The following is a 17,564-nucleotide window of genomic DNA, read 5'->3' on the forward strand; positions in this document are numbered from 1 at the left end:
GATGTTCTCCTTATGTTCCATCCGGAATGGAGAGTCAAGCCCCTTGCATTGATATTCCGACGCCGTTAAAGGCGCGCCCATTCCACATGGGAATCGACATATCCGGTGCTGTGCGTGACGCCCAGTTCCTGATTCCCAGAGGTGTAACCGGAAGGAGAAATATTATGGCGGCTCCTGTCGTCACCATGCATCAATTGATCGAGGCCGGCGCGCATTTCGGCCACCAGACCCACCGCTGGAACCCGCGCATGAAGCCGTACATCTTCGGTGAGCGCAACGGCATCCACATTCTCGACCTGTCGCAGACCGTGCCGCTGTTCGGCCGCGCGCTGGACTTCGTGTCGGCGACCGTCGCCGCCGGCGGCAAGGTGCTGTTCGTCGGCACCAAGCGCCAGGCGCAGGACCCGATCGCCGAAGCCGCCCGCAAGTCGGGCCAGCATTTCGTCAACCATCGCTGGCTGGGCGGCATGCTCACCAACTGGAAGACCATTTCGGGTTCGATCAAGCGTCTGAAGACCCTGGAAGAGAAGCTGTCGGGCGACACCCACGGCTTCACCAAGAAGGAAGTCCTCCAGATGACCCGCGAGCGCGAGAAGCTGGAACTGTCGCTGGGCGGCATCCGCGACATGAACGGCATCCCCGACGTCATGTTCGTGATCGACGCCAACAAGGAAGAACTGGCGATCAAGGAAGCCAACACGCTGGGCATCCCGGTCGTTGCGATCCTCGATTCGAACGTCTCGCCCGACGGCATCGCGTTCCCGGTTCCGGCGAACGATGACGCCAGCCGCGCGATCCGCCTTTACTGCGACGCCGTCGCCGCCGCCGCCACCAAGGGCAACCGCGGTGCGCAGCAGGCTTCGGGCGTCGACCTGGGCGCTCTGGACGAGCCCGAGGCCGAAGAGGTCGTCGCTCAGGCCTGAGACGCGGTCTTCGAACTGCAAAATTGACAGGCTAGGGCGCGCTCCACTGGAACGCGCCCTGCCGTTTTTCTGAAACATTGAACTTTAGGAGCCGAAACATGGCCGAGATTACCGCTGCTGCCGTCAAGGAACTGCGCGACCGTTCGGGCGCGGGCATGATGGATTGCAAGAAGGCGCTCACCGAAGCCAATGGCGACATCGAAGCGGCGACCGACTGGCTGCGCGCCAAGGGTCTGGCCGCCGCGCAGAAGAAGTCGAGCCGCACCGCCGCCGAAGGTCTGGTCGGCGTCGCCGTCGCCGGCACCAAGGGCGTGGCCGTCGAAGTGAACAGCGAAACCGACTTCGTCGCCAAGAACGACCAGTTCCAGGATTTCGTCCGCACCGTGTCGGTCATCGCGCTGGAGAACGGCGTGGCCGATGCCGAGGCGCTGTCGAACGCGGCCTATCCCTCGGGCGGCACGGTCGCCGAGAAGCTGGTCGCCAACATCGCCACCATCGGCGAGAACCAGACCCTGCGCCGCGTCGGCCAGGTCGAGGTGAACCAGGGCGTGGTCGTTCCCTATGTCCACAACGCCGCCGCTCCGGGCCTGGGCAAGATCGGCGTGCTGGTCGCGCTGGAAGGCGATGCGCCCGCCGACGTCCTGGAGCCGCTGGGCAAGCAGATCGCGATGCACATCGCCGCTGCCTTCCCGCTGGCGCTGTCGGCCGCCGACATCGATCCGGCCCTGCTGGAGCGCGAGCGCGCCATCGCCGCTGAAAAGGCCGCCGAATCGGGCAAGCCTGCCGAGATCGTCGCCAAGATGGTCGACGGCGCCGTCGCCAAGTTCGCCAAGGAGCAGGCCCTGCTCAGCCAGCTCTTCGTGATGGACAACAAGACCCCGGTTGCCGATGTCGTCGCGAAGGCGGCGAAGGATGCCGGCGCGTCGATCACGCTGAAGAACTATGTCCGCTTCCAGCTCGGTGAAGGCATCGAGAAGGAAACGAGCGACTTCGCCGCCGAAGTGGCCGCGGCCGCAGGCGTCTGATCCGATAGTTCGTTCGCTTCGGCGGTGTCGGGAGGCTCAGGCTTCTCGACAAGCCGGAAGCGGGCGCTAAGGAAGTTCGGGGTTTCCAAAACCCTGCTTCACAACATGGCGCGCGCTGCTTAAGGTGCGCGCCATTTCCTTGCCCGATCATAAAAGGAATATTGCCCCGCATGTCTCGCCCAGCCTTCAAGCGCATCCTGCTGAAACTTTCGGGCGAAGTGCTGATGGGGCAGGGGCAGTTCGGCATCGAGCCGGAGACGGTGAACCGCGTCGCGGGCGAGATCGCGGCGGCGAAGGATGCGGGGTTCGAACTGTGCGTCGTCGTTGGCGGCGGCAATATCTTCCGAGGCCTGGCGGGCGCCGCCAAGGGTTTCGACCGGGCGAGCGCCGACTATATGGGCATGCTGGCCACCGTCATGAACGCGCTCGCCGTGCAGAATGCGCTGGAGAAGCTGGGCTACGACACGCGCGTCCAGTCCGCCATTCCGATGGCGTCGGTCTGCGAACCCTATATCCGGCGCAAGGCGGTGCGGCATATGGAGAAGGGACGGATCGTCATCTTCGCGGCGGGCACCGGCAGCCCCTTCTTCACCACGGACACCACGGCGGCGCTGCGGGCGGCCGAAATGGATTGCGACGCCCTGTTCAAGGGGACCAGCGTCGACGGCATCTACAATGCCGATCCCAAGAAGGTGCCGGATGCGGCCCGCTATGAAGCGATCAGCTTCGACCAGGTGCTGAACGACAATCTGAAGGTCATGGACGCGAGCGCCATTGCCCTTTGCCGCGAAAACAATATCCCCATCGTCGTGTTCAACATCCGCGAAACCGGCAATCTGGCCAAGGTGCTGGCCGGTGACGGTGTGGCGACGATCGTGCAAAATCAGGAGCGCTGAAACAAAATGGCTCAATATGACAAGGCCGACCTCGAACGCCGCATGGCGGGTGCCCTGGAATCGCTGAAAGGCGATCTGTCGGGCCTGCGCACGGGCCGCGCCAATATCCAGCTTCTCGATCCGGTGACGGTCGAGGTCTATGGCGCGCATATGCCGCTTAATCAGGTCGCGACCGTTTCCGCGCCCGAACCGCGCATGCTTTCCGTGCAGGTGTGGGACAAGAGCAATGTCGGCCCGGTCGACAAGGCTATCCGTTCGGCGGGGCTGGGCCTTAACCCCATCGTCGACGGCCAGACGCTGCGCCTGCCGATCCCCGACCTGACCGAGGAGCGCCGCAAGGAACTCGCCAAGCTCGCCAGCAAATATGCCGAGGGCGCCCGGATCGCCGTCCGCAATGTCCGCCGCGACGGCATGGACAGCCTGAAGACCGACGAGAAGAAGGGCGAGATCAGCGAGGACGAGCGCAAGCGCAAGGAAACCGAAGTCCAGAAGCTGACCGACAGCACCATCGCGGACATCGACGCGGCGGCTGCGGCGAAGGAAAAGGAAATTCTCGGTCAGTGATCCGGGGCTTTCCTTTCGCGGCCAAAGCACGCATTCCTGTCTGATGGCCACCCAAGCCAAAACCGATCTGACCAGCGGCGCGCCAGCCCATGGCGCGCGCCCCAAGGATGTTCCGCCAGGAACGGCCATGCCTCGTCACGTCGCCATCATCATGGACGGCAATGGACGCTGGGCGAAGAAGCGCTTCCTGCCCCGCATCGCTGGCCATCGGGCGGGGGTGGAGGCGGTGCGCCGCGTCGCCCGCGCCGCGCGGGAACTGGGTCTGGAATGCCTGACGCTCTACGCCTTTTCCTCGGAAAACTGGAAGCGTCCGGCCGGCGAGGTGGCGGACCTGATGGGCCTGCTGCGTCATTTCATCCAGTCCGACCTTGACGAATTCCATGCCAATGGCGTGCGGCTGCGCATCATCGGCAATTATCGGGCGCTCGATCCCGCGCTGGTGGCGCTGATCGACAATGCGGTGGCGCGGACCGCGGGGAACAGCGGGCCGATCATTGCCATAGCGCTCAACTATGGCGCGCAGGACGAACTGGTGCGCATGGCCCAGACGCTGGCGCGCCGCGTGGCCGCCGGCGAGATCGCGGCGGAGGAGATCGGCCTCGCCGATGTCGATGCGGCGCTCTACACCGCAGACCTGCCGCCGCTGGACCTGATGATCCGGACGTCGGGGGAACAGCGGCTCAGCAACTTCATGCTGTGGCAGGCCGCCTATGCGGAGCTTTACTTCACGGACATGCTGTGGCCGGATTTCGACGGGCGGGCGCTGGCTGCCGCACTGGACGCCTTCCGCCTGAGGGACCGCCGTTTCGGCGGGCTGTGACAGGCATGTCGAGCGAGCTTCGCACCCGCGCCATCGTCGGCGTCGTGCTCATCCTCGTAGCGTTGGCGGCCCTGTTTTCGGGCGGCTTCCTTTTCTGGATGCTGCTGTCCGTGGCGGGCGTGCTGATGCAGGGGGAGTGGGGCGACCTGACCGGAGCCACGCCGGAGAACCGCAAGCTGGCGATGTTCGCCGTCTCGGTGCCGCTGGCGATCCTTTGCCCGGCGGCGGCCGGCGTGTCCTGGCTCGCCTTCACATTGATGGCGGCCGCCTTCTTCTTCGTCGCGCTGGTGGGCCGGTCGGTCAAGCTGGCGCTGGGCGTGCCCTATATCGTCGTGCCGGTGATGGCGCTGCTTTTCCTGCGCGAACAGGCGCCCAATCTTCAGGGGTTGCTGCTGACCCTCTGGGCGCTGGGCCTCGTTTGGGCGACCGACATCGGCGCTTATTTCGCCGGCCGGTCCATTGGCGGGCCGAAGCTGGCTCCGCGCGTCAGCCCGTCTAAGACCTGGGCCGGCCTTGGCGGTGGGGTGCTGGCTGCGCTGACCGTGGGTTTCCTGCTCTACCGGTTCGCGGACCTGCCGGTTCAGCTTGCCGCGGCAAGCGGCCTGCTGGCGGTCGCCGCGCAGCTGGGCGACCTGTTGGAAAGCTGGATGAAGCGCCGTGCAGGGGTGAAGGATAGCGGTACGCTGCTGCCCGGCCATGGTGGGGTGATGGATCGGTTGGACGGGGTGGTCGCCGCCGCGCCGCTGGCCGCGATCTGCTATATGATCCTGGTGCAATTGCCATGAAGAAGGTGTCGATCTTCGGCGCGACCGGATCGGTCGGCATGTCCACGCTGGACCTGATCCAGCGCGATCCGGACAGCTATAGCGTCGTTGCGCTGACCGCGCATGGCGATGTGGCGGGTCTGGCCGCCGCCGCGCGGCAGAGCAATGCCGCGATCGCGGTGATCGGGGACGAGACCCGCTATGACGCGCTGAAGGATGCGCTGCGCGGTTCCGGGACGGAGGCGGCGGCCGGCCAAGGCGCGTTGGTCGATGTGGCCGGTGCAGGCGCGGACTGGAGCATGGCCGCCATCGTCGGTTGTGCGGGGCTGCGCCCGACCATGGCGGCGTTGAAGGCGGGTGGCACGGTCGCGCTCGCCAACAAGGAATCGCTGGTGTCGGCGGGTGCGCTGATGATGGACGCGGTCGGTGCGTCGGGCGCGACGCTGCTGCCGGTCGACAGCGAACATAATGCCATATTCCAGTGCCTTGCGGGCAGTCGCATGGAAGATGTCGCAAGGATCACCCTGACCGCGAGCGGCGGCCCCTTCCGCACCCGCAGCCGGGAGGAGATGCGCGGCATCACCCCCGCGCAGGCCGTCGCCCATCCCAACTGGTCCATGGGCGCGAAGATCAGCGTCGACAGCGCGACGATGATGAACAAGGGGCTGGAACTGATAGAGGCGGCGCATCTCTTCCCAGTCGGGCTCGACCGGATCGAGATCCTCGTCCATCCGCAATCGGTCATCCACTCCATGGTCGAATATCGCGACCGCTCAACCCTGGCGCAGCTTGGCTCGCCCGACATGCGCATCCCCATCGCCCATGCGCTGGCCTGGCCCGATCGGATCGCTACCCCTTGCCAGCCGCTGGACCTCGCCCGGATCGGCCGCCTGGATTTCGAGGCGCCGGATGAGCATCGCTTCCCCGCGCTGCGGCTGACCCGGCAGGCGGCGGAGGCGGGCGGCGCCGCGCCCGCCATATTGAACGCCGCCAATGAGGTCGCCGTCGCCGCCTTCCTCAAAGGCGCCATAGGCTTCCTTGATATCGCCATGATTGTGGAGGATGTCCTGAACCGCTATAGCGCGCCTGTGCCCCGCCAGATCGACGATGTGCTGGAAGCGGATGCGCAGGCGCGTAATATGGCTGCACAAGTGATGGAAAGATTGACCGCTTGATCCAGAATCCCGGTTTCCTGTTGACCGTAGTCGCATTTGTGGCGGTCATCGGACCGCTCGTCTTCGTGCATGAGCTGGGCCATTATCTGGTGGGCCGCTGGTGCGGGGTGAAGGCGGAGGCCTTTTCCATCGGATTCGGCCCGGAAATCGCGGCCTGGGTGGACAGGCGCGGCACCCGCTGGCGCCTGGGGGCGCTGCCGCTGGGCGGCTATGTGCGTTTCAAGGGCGACATGAACGCGGCGAGCCAGACCGATCCCCGCTGGCTGGAAATGCCCGCCGCCGAACGGGCCGAGAGCTTCCCTGCCAAGCCGCTATGGCAGCGGGCGGCCATCGTCGCGGCCGGGCCGGCGATCAACTTCCTCTTCGCCATGGCGATCCTTGCAACCTTCGCCTTCGTCCATGGCGAGAGCCGTACCCCTGCGGTCGCCGGGCAGGTGCAGCCCGGCAGCGCGGCAGCGGCGGCTGGCATCGTCGCGGGCGACCGCATCGTCTCGCTCAACGGGCGGGAAATGACGACCTTCGACGATATTCGCCTGTTCGCGCAGATCCGCCCCGGCGAACCCGTCACCATCGTGATCGACCGCCGGGGCAAGCTGTTCGAGAAGCAGGGCAAGGTCGGCGCGGTCGAGGAAGATGACGGCTTCGGCAACAAGTTCCGCATCGGACGGCTGGGCATCGCGCCGGGTGAGCCGGTGATCGAGCCCGTCAGCCTGGCCCGAGCCCCGGTCGTCGCCGTGGAGCGGACGGGTCAGATCATCCGCACCATGGTGGAGACGCTGGGCCAGATCGTGGGGGGCGGCCGATCGGTCAAGGAACTGGGCGGCCCGCTCAAGATCGCTGAGGTTTCCGGTCAGGCGGCGACGCTGGGGGTGGAGAGCTTCGTCTTCTTCATGGCGCTCATCTCGATTAACTTGGGGTTCATCAACCTCTTGCCAATCCCGATGCTGGATGGCGGGCATCTGCTGTTCTATGGGGTGGAGGCGATACAGCGGCGACCGGTCAGTCCGCAGGTGCAGGAATGGGCCTATCGCTCGGGCCTGGCGGTTCTGCTGGCGATGATGGTGCTGGTAACATTCAACGATTTATCCTCTTTCGGCCTCTGGGATCGTCTGTCCGGCTTGATCGGCTGAGCCGTATCGGGCAGGAGGACGCGATTTGGCGCCGTCTTTCCGGATGTGAACGGAATGGGTCCGGCGTGAACGACATGTTGCTTTTTTGTAGAAGGTGGAGCGGGTGACAGCGATGATGAGCAGCAACAGGCAGCGCCCGGTCGTCGTGGCCCTGTTGGCGACGACGATGATCGCGGGCATGTCTGCGATCCCGGCGATGGCTCAAAATGCCCCGCCGGCTGCCGCGCCTGCGCCCGTTCCGGCAGCCGCGCCAGCGGCCGGAACCATCCGCACCATCTCCGTCACTGGCCAGCAGCGCCTGGAGCCGGATACGGTGCTGTCCTACACCAAGCTGCGGATCGGCCAGCCCTTCACCCAGGAATCGCTCGACCAGGCGCTGCGCGACCTTTACGAGACGGAGCTGTTCGCCGACGTCCAGATCCGCAACGACAATGGCGCGCTGACCGTAGAGGTTAAGGAAAACCCGGTCATCAACCGCATCGTCCTTGAAGGTAATAAGCGCCTCAAGGAAGACAAGATACGTCCCGAAATAAAACTGGCTCCGCGCCAGATCTACACCCGCTCGAAAGTGCGCGCCGACGTCGCCCGCATCATCGAGCTGTATCGCCGGCAGGGCCGCTTCGCCGCCACGGTCGAACCGAAGATGGTGCAGCTTGACCAGAACCGCGTCGACATCGTCTTCGAAATTTCCGAGGGGCCGAAATCCAAGGTCCGCCAGATCAACATCATCGGCAATGAGAAGTTCAAGGACGGCGAACTGCGCAGCCAGATGGTGACCAAGCAATCGCGCTGGTTCCGCATCTTCTCGTCGGGCACCAGCTACGATCCGGATCGTCTGGCCTATGATCAGCAGAAGCTGCGCCAGTTCTACCTGACCGAAGGCTATGCCGATTTCCGCGTGATCTCCGCCGTGGCGGAACTGACGCCGGACAAGCAGGACTTCATCATCACCTATGTGGTCGAGGAAGGGCAGCGCTACAAATTCGGCGATGTGAAGGTCAACAGCGACATTCGCGACCTGTCCGGCGATTCGCTGACCAAGATGCTGCCGATGAAGAAGGGCGACTGGTACAACGCCAAGCAGGTCGAGGACACCGTCGACACGCTGAGCGAAACGGCGGGCCTGTTCGGCTATGCCTTCGCGGACGTCCAGCCGGACTTCCAGCGCGACAAGGATACGCTGACGATGGGGATCGACTTCCGCATCGCCAATGCGCCGCGCGTCTATGTCGAGCGGGTCGACATCAACGGCAACACGCTGACCCAGGACAAGGTCGTGCGCCGCGAATTCCGCCTGGCGGAGGGCGATGCGTTCAACAGCTTCCTGGTCAAGCGGTCGAAGGACCGCATCAATTCGCTGGGCTTCTTTCAGGAAAAGCTGGACATTGAGCAGAAGCCGGGTTCCGCGCCGGACCGCATCGTCCTGGAAACCAATGTGCAGGAAAAATCGACCGGCGAATTGTCGCTTTCGGCCGGCTTCTCCTCGCTGGAGCGTTTCATCGTCGCGGCGTCGATCACCCAGCGCAACTTCCGCGGCAAGGGCCAGGAACTGCGCACCAGCGTCAACTATTCGGCTTATTCCAAGTCGGTGGAAGTGGGCTTCACCGAGCCCTATTTCATGGACAAGAATATCGCACTGGGCGGCGACATCTATCGCCGCGACCTCAACAGCTTCCGTTATCTGAACAATAACGACCGCGACACGACCTATGAACAGACGACGACCGGCTTCCAGCTTCGCGCGGGCGTGCCGATCACGGAATATATGTCGCTGGCGCTGCGTTACACGTTGAATCTGGACGACGTGACGCTCGACAAGGATACCTACTACTCCGATCCCGATGGCGCAGGTCCGCTGGGACTTCAGTGCGATCCGCTGCTGGCCGGACGCTATCTTTGCGACGCCATCGGCAAGCGGACGACGTCGTCGCTGGGCTATTCTCTGATCTACGATACCCGCGACAACCGCATTCGTCCGACACGGGGCCATAATGTCGTTCTCAGCCAGGATTTCGCGGGTCTGGGCGGCAGCGTCAAATATGTGCGCACGCGGTTGAACGGCTCCAAATATTGGCCTGTCGGCGGTGGGTTCATCTTCTCCGTCTCTGCGGAGGGCGGCTATATCCACAGCCTTGAAGGCGACCGCCGGGACGCTTCGAACGAGCTGGTCGACAAGGTTCGCCTGACGGATCGCTTCTTCCTGGGCAATCCGCAGATTCGCGGCTTCGATATTCGCGGCATCGGCCCGCGCGTGAAGCGCTATTACCTGCAGTCGCAGACCGATTCGAGCGGCAATACCACCTATGTGCGGGGGGAAGGGAACAATAATGTTTCCGACGACGCCCTGGGCGGCAAGGTCTATTATCTGGCGCGGGCGGAGATGGAAATTCCGCTGGGCTCGGGTGCGCGTGAAATGGGCCTGCGTCCCTCGATTTTCGCGGACGTCGGCGCGGTCGCCGGATTGCGCAATCCCCGCACGACGAATTCGAACGGCATCTGCGCCGACAACACGACCGGTTCGCGCAGCGAGGCGGGGACTCCCGGCACGTGCGGGACCAACCAGACCCTCATCATCGGACCGTTCGAGGAGGAATATCTGGGCGATACGCTGAAACCGCGTGTCGCCGTGGGCTTCGGCGTCAACTGGAACTCGCCCTTCGGGCCGTTCCGCATCGACATCGCCAAGGCCCTGCTCAAGGAACCAGGGGACGACACTCAGCTCATTAGCTTCAACGTAGGGACTCAATTCTGATGAAGACGATTTTCAAGGCTGCGGCGCTGGTTCTCGCGCCGATGACCGCCATGGCGCTGACCAGCGTCCCGGCCGCTGCCCAGTCGAAGACCGGCATCGCCGTCGTCGACCTGCAACGCGCCGTCGCCACCAGCTCGGCCTATTCGACCGCGCGCACGCAGATCCAGACCACCTACAAGGCGCAGATCGACGGCTTTACCGCACGCAAGAATGCGATCGACGCCGATCTCAAGGCCAAGGGCACGGCCCTGGAAGCCGCGATGAAGGCAGCCGGTGGCAAGCCGACCCCGGCGATCCAGACCCAATATGAGGCCTATCAGAAGGCCGGTCAGGACGGCCAGGCCGAACTGCAGCGCCTGGGTCAGCCGATCGCTCTCGCCAACGCCTATGTCGAGGAGCAGATTTCGGCCAAGCTGTCGGATGCGCTGAAGTCCGCCATGACCAAGGCGAAGGTCGACCTGATCCTGTCGCCCGACGCGACCGTGTCCTATCAGCCGACCGTCGACATCACCCAGTCGGTGGTGACCGAACTCAACGCGCTGGTGCCCAGCGTCGGCATCACCCCGCCGGCCGGCTGGCAGCCGGGCCGTCAGGGCCAGGCCGCTGCCGCTCCGGCCGCTGCTCCCGCCAATCCGTCGCAGCAGCCGACCTCGCGCTGATCGCTTGATGACGGTTCAGTCTGACAATGCTGCCGCCGCCATCGGCCCCATCGATATTCGTGGGGTGATGGCGGCGTTGCCGCACCGTTATCCGATGCTGCTCGTCGACCGCGTGATTTCGCTCGTGCCGAACAGCACGATCCACGCGGTCAAGGCGGTGTCGATCAACGAGGATTTCTTCCAGGGGCATTTCCCCGGCCGGCCGATCATGCCCGGCGTATTGATCGTCGAAGCCATGGCGCAGGCCGCTGGCGTGCTGACGGTCGAAACCATGGACCTTCGCGGTTCGGGCAAGCTCGTCTATTTCATGAGCATCGACGGGGCGAAGTTCCGCAATCCGGTAGAACCGGGCTGCCTGCTAGACCTGCATGTCGATCTGGTCCAGATTCGCGGCCGCGTCTGCAAGTTCACGGGCAAGGCGATGGTCGAGGGCAAGCTCTGCGCCGAGGCCAGTTTCGTCGCGATGATTGCCGACCCGCCGGTGGACTGAAACGCGGCGGTGATCCCGACTTTCCCGCCACTTCCTCCCAAGCCGGAATGACGGGTCGACTGATACAGGGAACCGCCCGTTCTTCCCCTTGCTTTTGCGCGCATTCCCATGTAACCGCGCGCCTTCGCAGATTTTCGCATCCATGGCCGGTCGGAAACCGGCCCCTGAACGGAGCAGACCCATGAAGGCCGATACGCATCCCGATTACCACTTCATCACCGTCCAGATGACCGACGGCACGACGTTCCGCACCCGCTCGACCTGGGGCAAGGAAGGCGACACGCTGGCGCTCGACATCGATCCCAAGTCGCACCCGGCCTGGACCGGCGGCACCCGCCAGCTTGAGCAGGGCGGCCAGGTGGCACGCTTCAACAAGCGTTTCGGCGGCCTGACGCTGAAGAAGTAATCGGCCTTCAAGCGAAGGATAGGGAAGGGCGCCTCCTGGGGCGCCCTTTTATTTGGCTGGTAGAGGCGGGTTTTCGCCAGAAGCGGACATTGACGCTTGCCCTCCTCTTCAGGGGAGAGGGGCGTGCCTCACGCGCAGTCTCAGCCTATGGGCACTCCCCCCATCCCATCCTTCAAACGAGTTACATGCCTCGTTTGAACCTGAAGGGAAGGGGCTTAATGGTGGCTGACCATCCCTATCAGCCATCCGGGCATCATCCCGCCGCCATGCGATCCTCGTCCAGGAACGCGGCGACATCATCCAGCACGACATCCTTCGACAGGAAGGTCTGCCCGATTCCCCGCGCCAGCAGGAAGGGCAGGGTGCCTGCCGCCATCTTCTTGTCGTGCAGCATATGCGCGACCAGCGCCGCGCCGTCCGCCTTCACATGCGCGCTGGCGAGATCGTGCGGCAGGCCGACGGCCTTCAGATGCGCCGTCACCCGCTCCGCATCCTCCGCCGGGCACAGGCCGCGCCGCGCCGAATAGCGGAAGGCAAGAGCCATCCCCGCCGCGACGCCCTCGCCATGGAGCAGAAGATCCGAAAAGCCGGTATCCGCCTCCAGCGCATGGCCGAAGGTATGGCCAAGGTTCAGCAAGGCCCGCCGTCCGGATGTCTCCCGCTCGTCATCGGCAACAATGGCCGCCTTGGCCGCCACGCTGCGTTCGATGGCATATTCGCGGGCCTGGACGTCGCCGGACAGCAGCCTGTGCCCTTCCGCCTCGCACCAGGCGAAAAAGGCGGGATCGTCGATCAGGCCATATTTCACCACTTCGGCATAACCGGCCCGCGTCTCCCGCGCCGGCAGCGTGTCGAGCGTCGAGGGATCGATCAGCACCAGCGAGGGCTGGTAGAAGCTGCCGACCAGATTCTTGCCGGCCTTCGCATTGATCGCGGTCTTTCCGCCGACGGAACTGTCCACCTGCGCCAGCAATGTCGTGGGCACCTGGATGAAATGGCAGCCGCGTTTCAGGATCGAGGCGGCAAAGCCCACCAGATCGCCGATCACCCCGCCGCCGAGCGCCACCACATGGTCGCCGCGCTCTATCTCCAGCGCCAGCAGCGCATCGAGCAGCTCTTCAAGGTGGCGCCAGCTCTTGGTCTGCTCTCCCGGTGGCAGTACCACCGCTTCGACCGCCACATTGGCGGCCCGCAGGCTGGTCTCCAGGCGGGGCAGTTGCGCGGCGGCGACATGCCGATCGGTCACGACCACCAGCCGTCCCTTGCGCGCATAGCCTGCCAGATGCGTTGCCGCCCGGTCCAGCACGCCCTGTTCGATCAGAATGTCGTAGCTGCGCGAATCCAGCGCGACGCGGACTATGGCCATTGGGAAAGCTGCTCCATGATGCTGTCGACCGCCACGTCATGCGGCGCGGCGGCGCTTTTCACATGAATGGGGCAGAGTGCGTAAACCGGATTGCGGATCGCGGCCAGCTCGGTCAGCACGACGCGCGGGTCCTTGCCCTTCAGCAGCGGCCGTCCCTCGCGCCGCGACACCCGGTCGACCAGCGTGTCGATGTCGGCGTTCAGCCAGATCGCCAGCGCATGCTCCAGGATAAGCGCCCGCGTCTCTTCCTGCATGAAGGCGCCCCCGCCGGTCGCGATGACCTTGGGCTCCCCATCCATCAGCCGGGCGATCACCCGCCGTTCGCCATCGCGGAAATAGGCTTCGCCATAGCGTTCGAACATTTCGGTGATCGTCATGCCCGCGGCCTTTTCGATCTCCTCGTCCGCATCGACGAAGCCCACGCCGAGCCGCGCCGCCAGCCGACGCCCGACGGTCGATTTGCCCACGCCCATCATGCCCACCAGGACGATGGGGCCGCGCTTCGCTTGCGCATTGGCGGATTTGCTGTTTCGCTGCATGGCGAGCGGGGCTATACATCCCCGCGTCGACAAGGCAAATCGCAACTTTCCTTCAGCTTTGACCCAGCCAGAATAGCCAGCCAGAACAGGACTCATGAAGCGCAACCGTTCCTACAGCAGTTTTGAGGGCAGCTCCCGGCGCCGCAAGGCGTCCCTGCCGATCATCCCCATCATTGCGGTCCTTGTGCTGGCGGGGATTATCGCCCTGCTCTGGTCGCGCGGCGGCGAAAAGCCGCAGGCCCGCGTGGAAAAGGTCATTCCCGCCGAAAAGCTGGGCCAGTAAACGGCATGGCGCAACGGCGGGTGAATGCGAAATGGGCGCTGGGCACGCTTGCGCTCGCTCTGGCGCTGCCGGTGGTGGCGCAGGAGACGCCCGAATCGCTCCTGCCGCCCGGCTTCGGCGATGCGCCCGAAACGCCGCAACCCGGCACGCAGCCGCCGCGCCCCGCCCCGGGCACGCCCGCGCCGCCTGTCGGCTCCACGCCCGCCACGCCCATCGTGCCGCCCAGCTTCGCCATCACGGACGAGGCCGGGGACAATGCGGCGGAACCGATGAGCGAGGAGGAGCTGGCCGCCGAAAAGCAGAAATACGACCTGCCGGAAAACGCCCATCGCTCACTCGATCGCGTTGGGCCGCTGACGCCGGAGCAGCGGGGGCTGGCTCCCAATGCCTTTGGCGCGCAGTCGGGCCAGTTCCTTGCTGCATTGATGAAGGAAACGCGGGCGCCGATCACCTCCCGCTGGGCGTCGATCCTGCTGCGCCGGGCGCTCTTGTCCGCGACCGATACGCCCCGCGACATCGACGGCGCCGATTGGGTCGCCGAACGCGCCTGGCTGCTGCTGCGCATGGGGGAGGCGGACAGCGCCCGCCTGCTGGTGCAGAGCGTCGATTCCGACCGGTTCACCCCCCGCCTCTATGCCATCGCCATGCAGACCTATCTGGCGACGGCCGATCCGGCGGGACTGTGTCCGCTGTCGGCGGGCGCGCTGCGGTTCAGCAAGGAGCCGGGCTGGGACATGACGCGCGCCATATGCCCGGCGCTTTCAGGGGATCAGGGTTCGGCCAGCGGGGCGCTCAACCAGGCGCAACGGCGGGGCGTGGTGCGCGGCATCGACTATCGGCTGGCGGAAAAGGTCGTGGGCACCGGATTCAACGCCCGCAGGTCGGTGAAGATCGAATGGGACGCGGTGGACCGGCTGACGGCCTGGCGTTTCGGCCTCGCGACGGCGCTCAATGTCGAGATACCCGATGATCTCTATGCCACGGCCGGGCCCCATGTCCGCGCCTGGGAAGCGCGTGCCCCTGCCTTGTCCGCCGTTCGTCGCCTGCCGGGCGCAGAGGTGGCGGCTCGGCTCGGCGTCTTTTCCTCGCAGGCGCTGGTTGGCTTCTACAGCCAGTTGCAATCCGACGGCGAGGTGCCCGCCAATGCGGCCGACCGGGTGGACGCGCTGCGCACCGCCTATGCCGGATCGGGGACGGACGAGCGGCTCCAGGCGATGCGGACAGTTTGGCAGAATGAGGCGCGGCCGGATTTCGTCGGCTTGATCGCGACGGCGCGGGCAGCCGCGGCGCTGCCGGTTTCGGAGATGAGCGCGCGCGATGCCGCCAATCTGGTCGCGGCCATGTTCACCGCCGGCTATGACCGCAGCGCGGCGCAGTGGTCGCGGCTTGCGGCGCAGGCGGACGGTGACGGCGCGGCCGACCTTTGGGCCTTGCTGGCGGTCGGTGCGCCGAGCGCGGTGGTGGAGATCGGGTCGGGACGGGTTTCCTCCTTCGCCAAGGATGCCGATCCCCACAAGGCGCAGATGCTGATCGCCGCGCTGGCGGGACTGTCGCGGCTCAATGCGCAGGACGGTGCGGCCCTGGCGCAGGATCATGGTTTCGATCTGGCTGCCGCCAGCCGCTGGTCGCGCGCCATCGATGCGGCGGCCGGCCGGGGCGAGAAGGGCAGCGTCGCGCTGCTGGCGGCGGTCGGCATGCAGACCGCCGACTGGAACCGGCTCCCGGCCTTCCACCTCTACCACATCGTCGCGGCACTGCATCGGGTCGGGCTGGACCCCGAAGCCCGGATGATCGCCGCGGAGGCGATGACGCGGCTCTGATGGGAGAGGATGCCGCGCTTATCGACCGCTTTCTGGAAATGATGGCGGCCGAACGGGGTGCCTCGCGCAACACGCTGCTGGCCTATCGCGCGGACCTGCAGGGGGCGGCGGACCTTGTCGGCGGCCTGGCGGTCGCCACCAAGGATGGCCTGGCGGAACTGGCGACGGCCTGGGCGGAACTGGCGGCCTCTTCCGTCGCCCGCAAGTCTTCCGCCCTGCGCGCCTTCTACGCCTTTCTGGAGGAGGAGGGGCTGCGCGCCGATAATCCTTCCGCTGCCCTGCCGCGTCCCGTCACCCGCCGGCCGCTGCCAAAGATCCTTTCGACGGGCGAGGTCGAATCCCTGTTCGCCCTGATCGCGGCGAAGCTGGCTGTCGAGCATCCCGCGCCGCTGGACCTGCGGCTGTCCGCGCTGATCGAGCTGCTTTACGGATCGGGGCTGCGGGCGACGGAACTGGTGTCGCTGCCGCGCCGCGCCCTGGCATCCGATCGGCCCTTCCTGATCCTGAGGGGGAAGGGCGGGCGCGAGCGGCTGGTGCCGATTTCAGACCGCGCCCGCGCCGCCGTGGCGGCCTGGCTGCCGCATGTTCCGGCCGACAGCCCCTGGCTCTTTCCGTCGGGCAAGAGCCATGTCAGCCGGATTCGCCTCTATCAGATGGTGAAGGCGCTGGCCGCCGCTGCCGGCATCGCGCCAGATCGGGTCAGCCCCCATGTGCTGCGCCATGCCTTCGCCACGCATTTGCTGGAAGGCGGGGCGGACCTGCGCGCGCTGCAATCCATGCTGGGTCATGCCGACATCGGCACCACGCAAATCTATACCCATGTCGACAGCCGCAGGCTGGTCGAACTGGTCAACAGCCGCCATCCGCTGGCTTCCATGACGCATCGGCGCGTTGACGGCGAAGCGTCTGCGCCCTAACGCCATGCGCCATGGTTAGTTTTCTCGAATTCGAAAAGCCGATTGCCGAACTGGAAGCGCGCATCATCGAATTGCGCGCGACCGCCAATGCGGGCGACATCGACATCAGCGGCGAGATCGACAAGCTGGAGCAGCGCGCCTCCAAAATGCTGGTCGACACCTATGCGAAGCTGTCGCCCTGGCAGAAGACGCAGGTCGCCCGCCATCCCGACCGTCCGCATTTCAAGGATTATGTCGCGGGCATGTTCGACAATTTCATGCCCCTGGCCGGCGACCGCGCCTTTGCCGACGATCAGGCGATCATCGGCGGTTTCGCCACGCTGGGCGAGCGGCGCGTGGTGGTGATCGGCCATGAGAAGGGGGACGATACCGCAAGCCGCGTCCGCCATAATTTCGGCATGGCCAAGCCGGAGGGCTACCGCAAGGCGATCCGCCTGATGCAGCTGGCCGACCGTTTCGGCCTGCCGGTGGTGACGCTGGTCGATACGTCGGGCGCTTTCCCCGGCGTGCAGGCGGAGGAGCGCGGTCAGGCGGAGGCGATCGCCCGTTCGACGGAACAATGCCTGGCGCTGGGCGTGCCGATGGTGGCCGCCGTGGTGGGTGAGGGCGGCTCCGGCGGTGCGGTGGCGCTGGCGGCGGCCAATCGCGTGCTGATGTTCGAACATGCCGTCTATTCGGTGATCTCTCCCGAAGGTTGCGCCTCCATCCTCTGGCGCACGGCGGAAAAGGCGAGCGACGCCGCGACCGCCATGCAAGTGACGGCGCAGCATCTGAAGGCGCTTGGCGTCATCGACCGGATCGTGCCGGAGCCGGTCGGCGGCGCCCATCGCGAGCCGGTGCAGGCCATCGCCAATCTGGGCGCGGCGATCGGGGAGGAACTGGATTCGCTCTCGGGTCTTGGCGGCGATGCGCTGCGTACCGATCGCGCCGACAAGTTTCTGGCGATAGGCGTCTGACCGCGCGATCCTCTGTTTCGGGGAACATCCGCCTGCTATTGCTCGTTACGCGAAGGTAACAGGGGTAGCAGGAGGCGCC

General features: G+C 65.5%; 18 protein-coding genes. 16 read left to right on the top strand and 2 right to left on the bottom strand.

What is annotated here, in order from left to right; all coding sequences use genetic code 11:
* Positions 1-164: 164 nt before the first annotated feature.
* The 12 genes from rpsB to rpmE all read left to right on the top strand — a co-directional run bounded on the left by rpsB (position 165) and on the right by rpmE (position 11,604).
* Positions 165-923, top strand: coding sequence for a 30S ribosomal protein S2 (gene rpsB, locus LDB29_RS01745; RefSeq protein ID WP_025547855.1), 759 nt, complete (start codon positions 165-167; stop codon positions 921-923).
* 98 nt (positions 924-1,021) lie between these two features.
* A complete protein-coding gene (gene tsf / locus LDB29_RS01750) occupies positions 1,022-1,948 on the top strand; it encodes a translation elongation factor Ts (protein ID WP_044661795.1) in 927 nt (308 codons plus the stop codon).
* 170 nt (positions 1,949-2,118) lie between these two features.
* Positions 2,119-2,844, top strand: a complete 726-nt coding sequence (gene pyrH, locus LDB29_RS01755) for a UMP kinase (RefSeq protein ID WP_020821031.1) — start codon at positions 2,119-2,121, stop codon at positions 2,842-2,844.
* Between the two features lie 6 nt (positions 2,845-2,850).
* A complete protein-coding gene (gene frr / locus LDB29_RS01760) occupies positions 2,851-3,408 on the top strand; it encodes a ribosome recycling factor (RefSeq protein ID WP_025547858.1) in 558 nt (185 codons plus the stop codon).
* 43 nt (positions 3,409-3,451) lie between these two features.
* Positions 3,452-4,228: an isoprenyl transferase gene (locus LDB29_RS01765; RefSeq protein ID WP_025547860.1), complete on the top strand. Its 777-nt coding sequence runs from the start codon at positions 3,452-3,454 to the stop codon at positions 4,226-4,228.
* Between the two features lie 5 nt (positions 4,229-4,233).
* Positions 4,234-5,013 (top strand): phosphatidate cytidylyltransferase, encoded by a 780-nt coding sequence (locus LDB29_RS01770; RefSeq protein WP_025547861.1) that lies wholly within the window; start codon positions 4,234-4,236, stop codon positions 5,011-5,013.
* Positions 5,010-6,167, top strand: coding sequence for a 1-deoxy-D-xylulose-5-phosphate reductoisomerase (locus LDB29_RS01775; RefSeq protein WP_025547862.1), 1,158 nt, complete (start codon positions 5,010-5,012; stop codon positions 6,165-6,167). Before LDB29_RS01770 ends, LDB29_RS01775 begins: the two co-directional genes overlap by 4 nt.
* Positions 6,164-7,297: an RIP metalloprotease RseP gene (rseP, locus tag LDB29_RS01780; protein WP_025547864.1), complete on the top strand. Its 1,134-nt coding sequence runs from the start codon at positions 6,164-6,166 to the stop codon at positions 7,295-7,297. Before LDB29_RS01775 ends, rseP begins: the two co-directional genes overlap by 4 nt.
* A gap of 112 nt (positions 7,298-7,409) precedes the next feature.
* Positions 7,410-10,049 carry an outer membrane protein assembly factor BamA gene (gene bamA, locus LDB29_RS01785; RefSeq protein WP_025547866.1) on the top strand — a complete coding sequence of 880 codons (2,640 nt, stop codon included), beginning with the start codon at positions 7,410-7,412 and terminating at the stop codon, positions 10,047-10,049.
* Positions 10,049-10,708, top strand: a complete 660-nt coding sequence (locus tag LDB29_RS01790) for an OmpH family outer membrane protein (protein WP_025547868.1) — start codon at positions 10,049-10,051, stop codon at positions 10,706-10,708. Before bamA ends, LDB29_RS01790 begins: the two co-directional genes overlap by 1 nt.
* A 7-nt stretch (positions 10,709-10,715) precedes the next feature.
* A complete protein-coding gene (fabZ, locus tag LDB29_RS01795; RefSeq protein WP_025547869.1) occupies positions 10,716-11,198 on the top strand; it encodes a 3-hydroxyacyl-ACP dehydratase FabZ in 483 nt (160 codons plus the stop codon).
* 181 nt (positions 11,199-11,379) lie between these two features.
* Positions 11,380-11,604: a 50S ribosomal protein L31 gene (gene rpmE / locus LDB29_RS01800; protein ID WP_007687040.1), complete on the top strand. Its 225-nt coding sequence runs from the start codon at positions 11,380-11,382 to the stop codon at positions 11,602-11,604.
* Between the two features lie 253 nt (positions 11,605-11,857).
* On the opposite strand, the gene aroB is transcribed toward rpmE, so the two are convergent.
* Both aroB and LDB29_RS01810 read right to left on the bottom strand, forming a co-directional pair.
* Complete coding sequence (aroB, locus tag LDB29_RS01805) at positions 11,858-12,970, bottom strand: 3-dehydroquinate synthase (RefSeq protein ID WP_193666734.1); 1,113 nt, start codon at positions 12,968-12,970, stop codon at positions 11,858-11,860.
* Positions 12,961-13,509 carry a shikimate kinase gene (locus LDB29_RS01810; protein ID WP_025547872.1) on the bottom strand — a complete coding sequence of 183 codons (549 nt, stop codon included), beginning with the start codon at positions 13,507-13,509 and terminating at the stop codon, positions 12,961-12,963. The genes aroB and LDB29_RS01810 overlap by 10 nt, the downstream gene beginning before the upstream one ends.
* Positions 13,510-13,603: 94 nt before the next feature.
* Here LDB29_RS01810 and LDB29_RS01815 point away from each other — a divergent pair, with 94 nt between their 5' ends.
* Genes LDB29_RS01815 through LDB29_RS01830 form a run of 4 tightly spaced genes read left to right on the top strand, consistent with a single transcriptional unit; the run spans position 13,604 to position 17,485 of the window.
* Entirely contained in the window at positions 13,604-13,792 is a 189-nt protein-coding gene (locus LDB29_RS01815; protein WP_025547874.1) for a hypothetical protein, read from the top strand.
* 5 nt (positions 13,793-13,797) lie between these two features.
* A complete protein-coding gene (locus LDB29_RS01820; RefSeq protein WP_193666735.1) occupies positions 13,798-15,612 on the top strand; it encodes a hypothetical protein in 1,815 nt (604 codons plus the stop codon).
* A complete protein-coding gene (locus LDB29_RS01825; protein WP_025547876.1) occupies positions 15,612-16,529 on the top strand; it encodes a tyrosine recombinase in 918 nt (305 codons plus the stop codon). Before LDB29_RS01820 ends, LDB29_RS01825 begins: the two co-directional genes overlap by 1 nt.
* Before the next feature lie 11 nt (positions 16,530-16,540).
* Positions 16,541-17,485, top strand: coding sequence for an acetyl-CoA carboxylase carboxyltransferase subunit alpha (locus LDB29_RS01830; protein WP_025547878.1), 945 nt, complete (start codon positions 16,541-16,543; stop codon positions 17,483-17,485).
* Positions 17,486-17,564 lie beyond the last annotated feature (79 nt).

The sequence above is a fragment of the Sphingobium sp. CFD-2 genome, assembly GCF_024611135.1.
Classification (GTDB): domain Bacteria; phylum Pseudomonadota; class Alphaproteobacteria; order Sphingomonadales; family Sphingomonadaceae; genus Sphingobium; species Sphingobium fuliginis.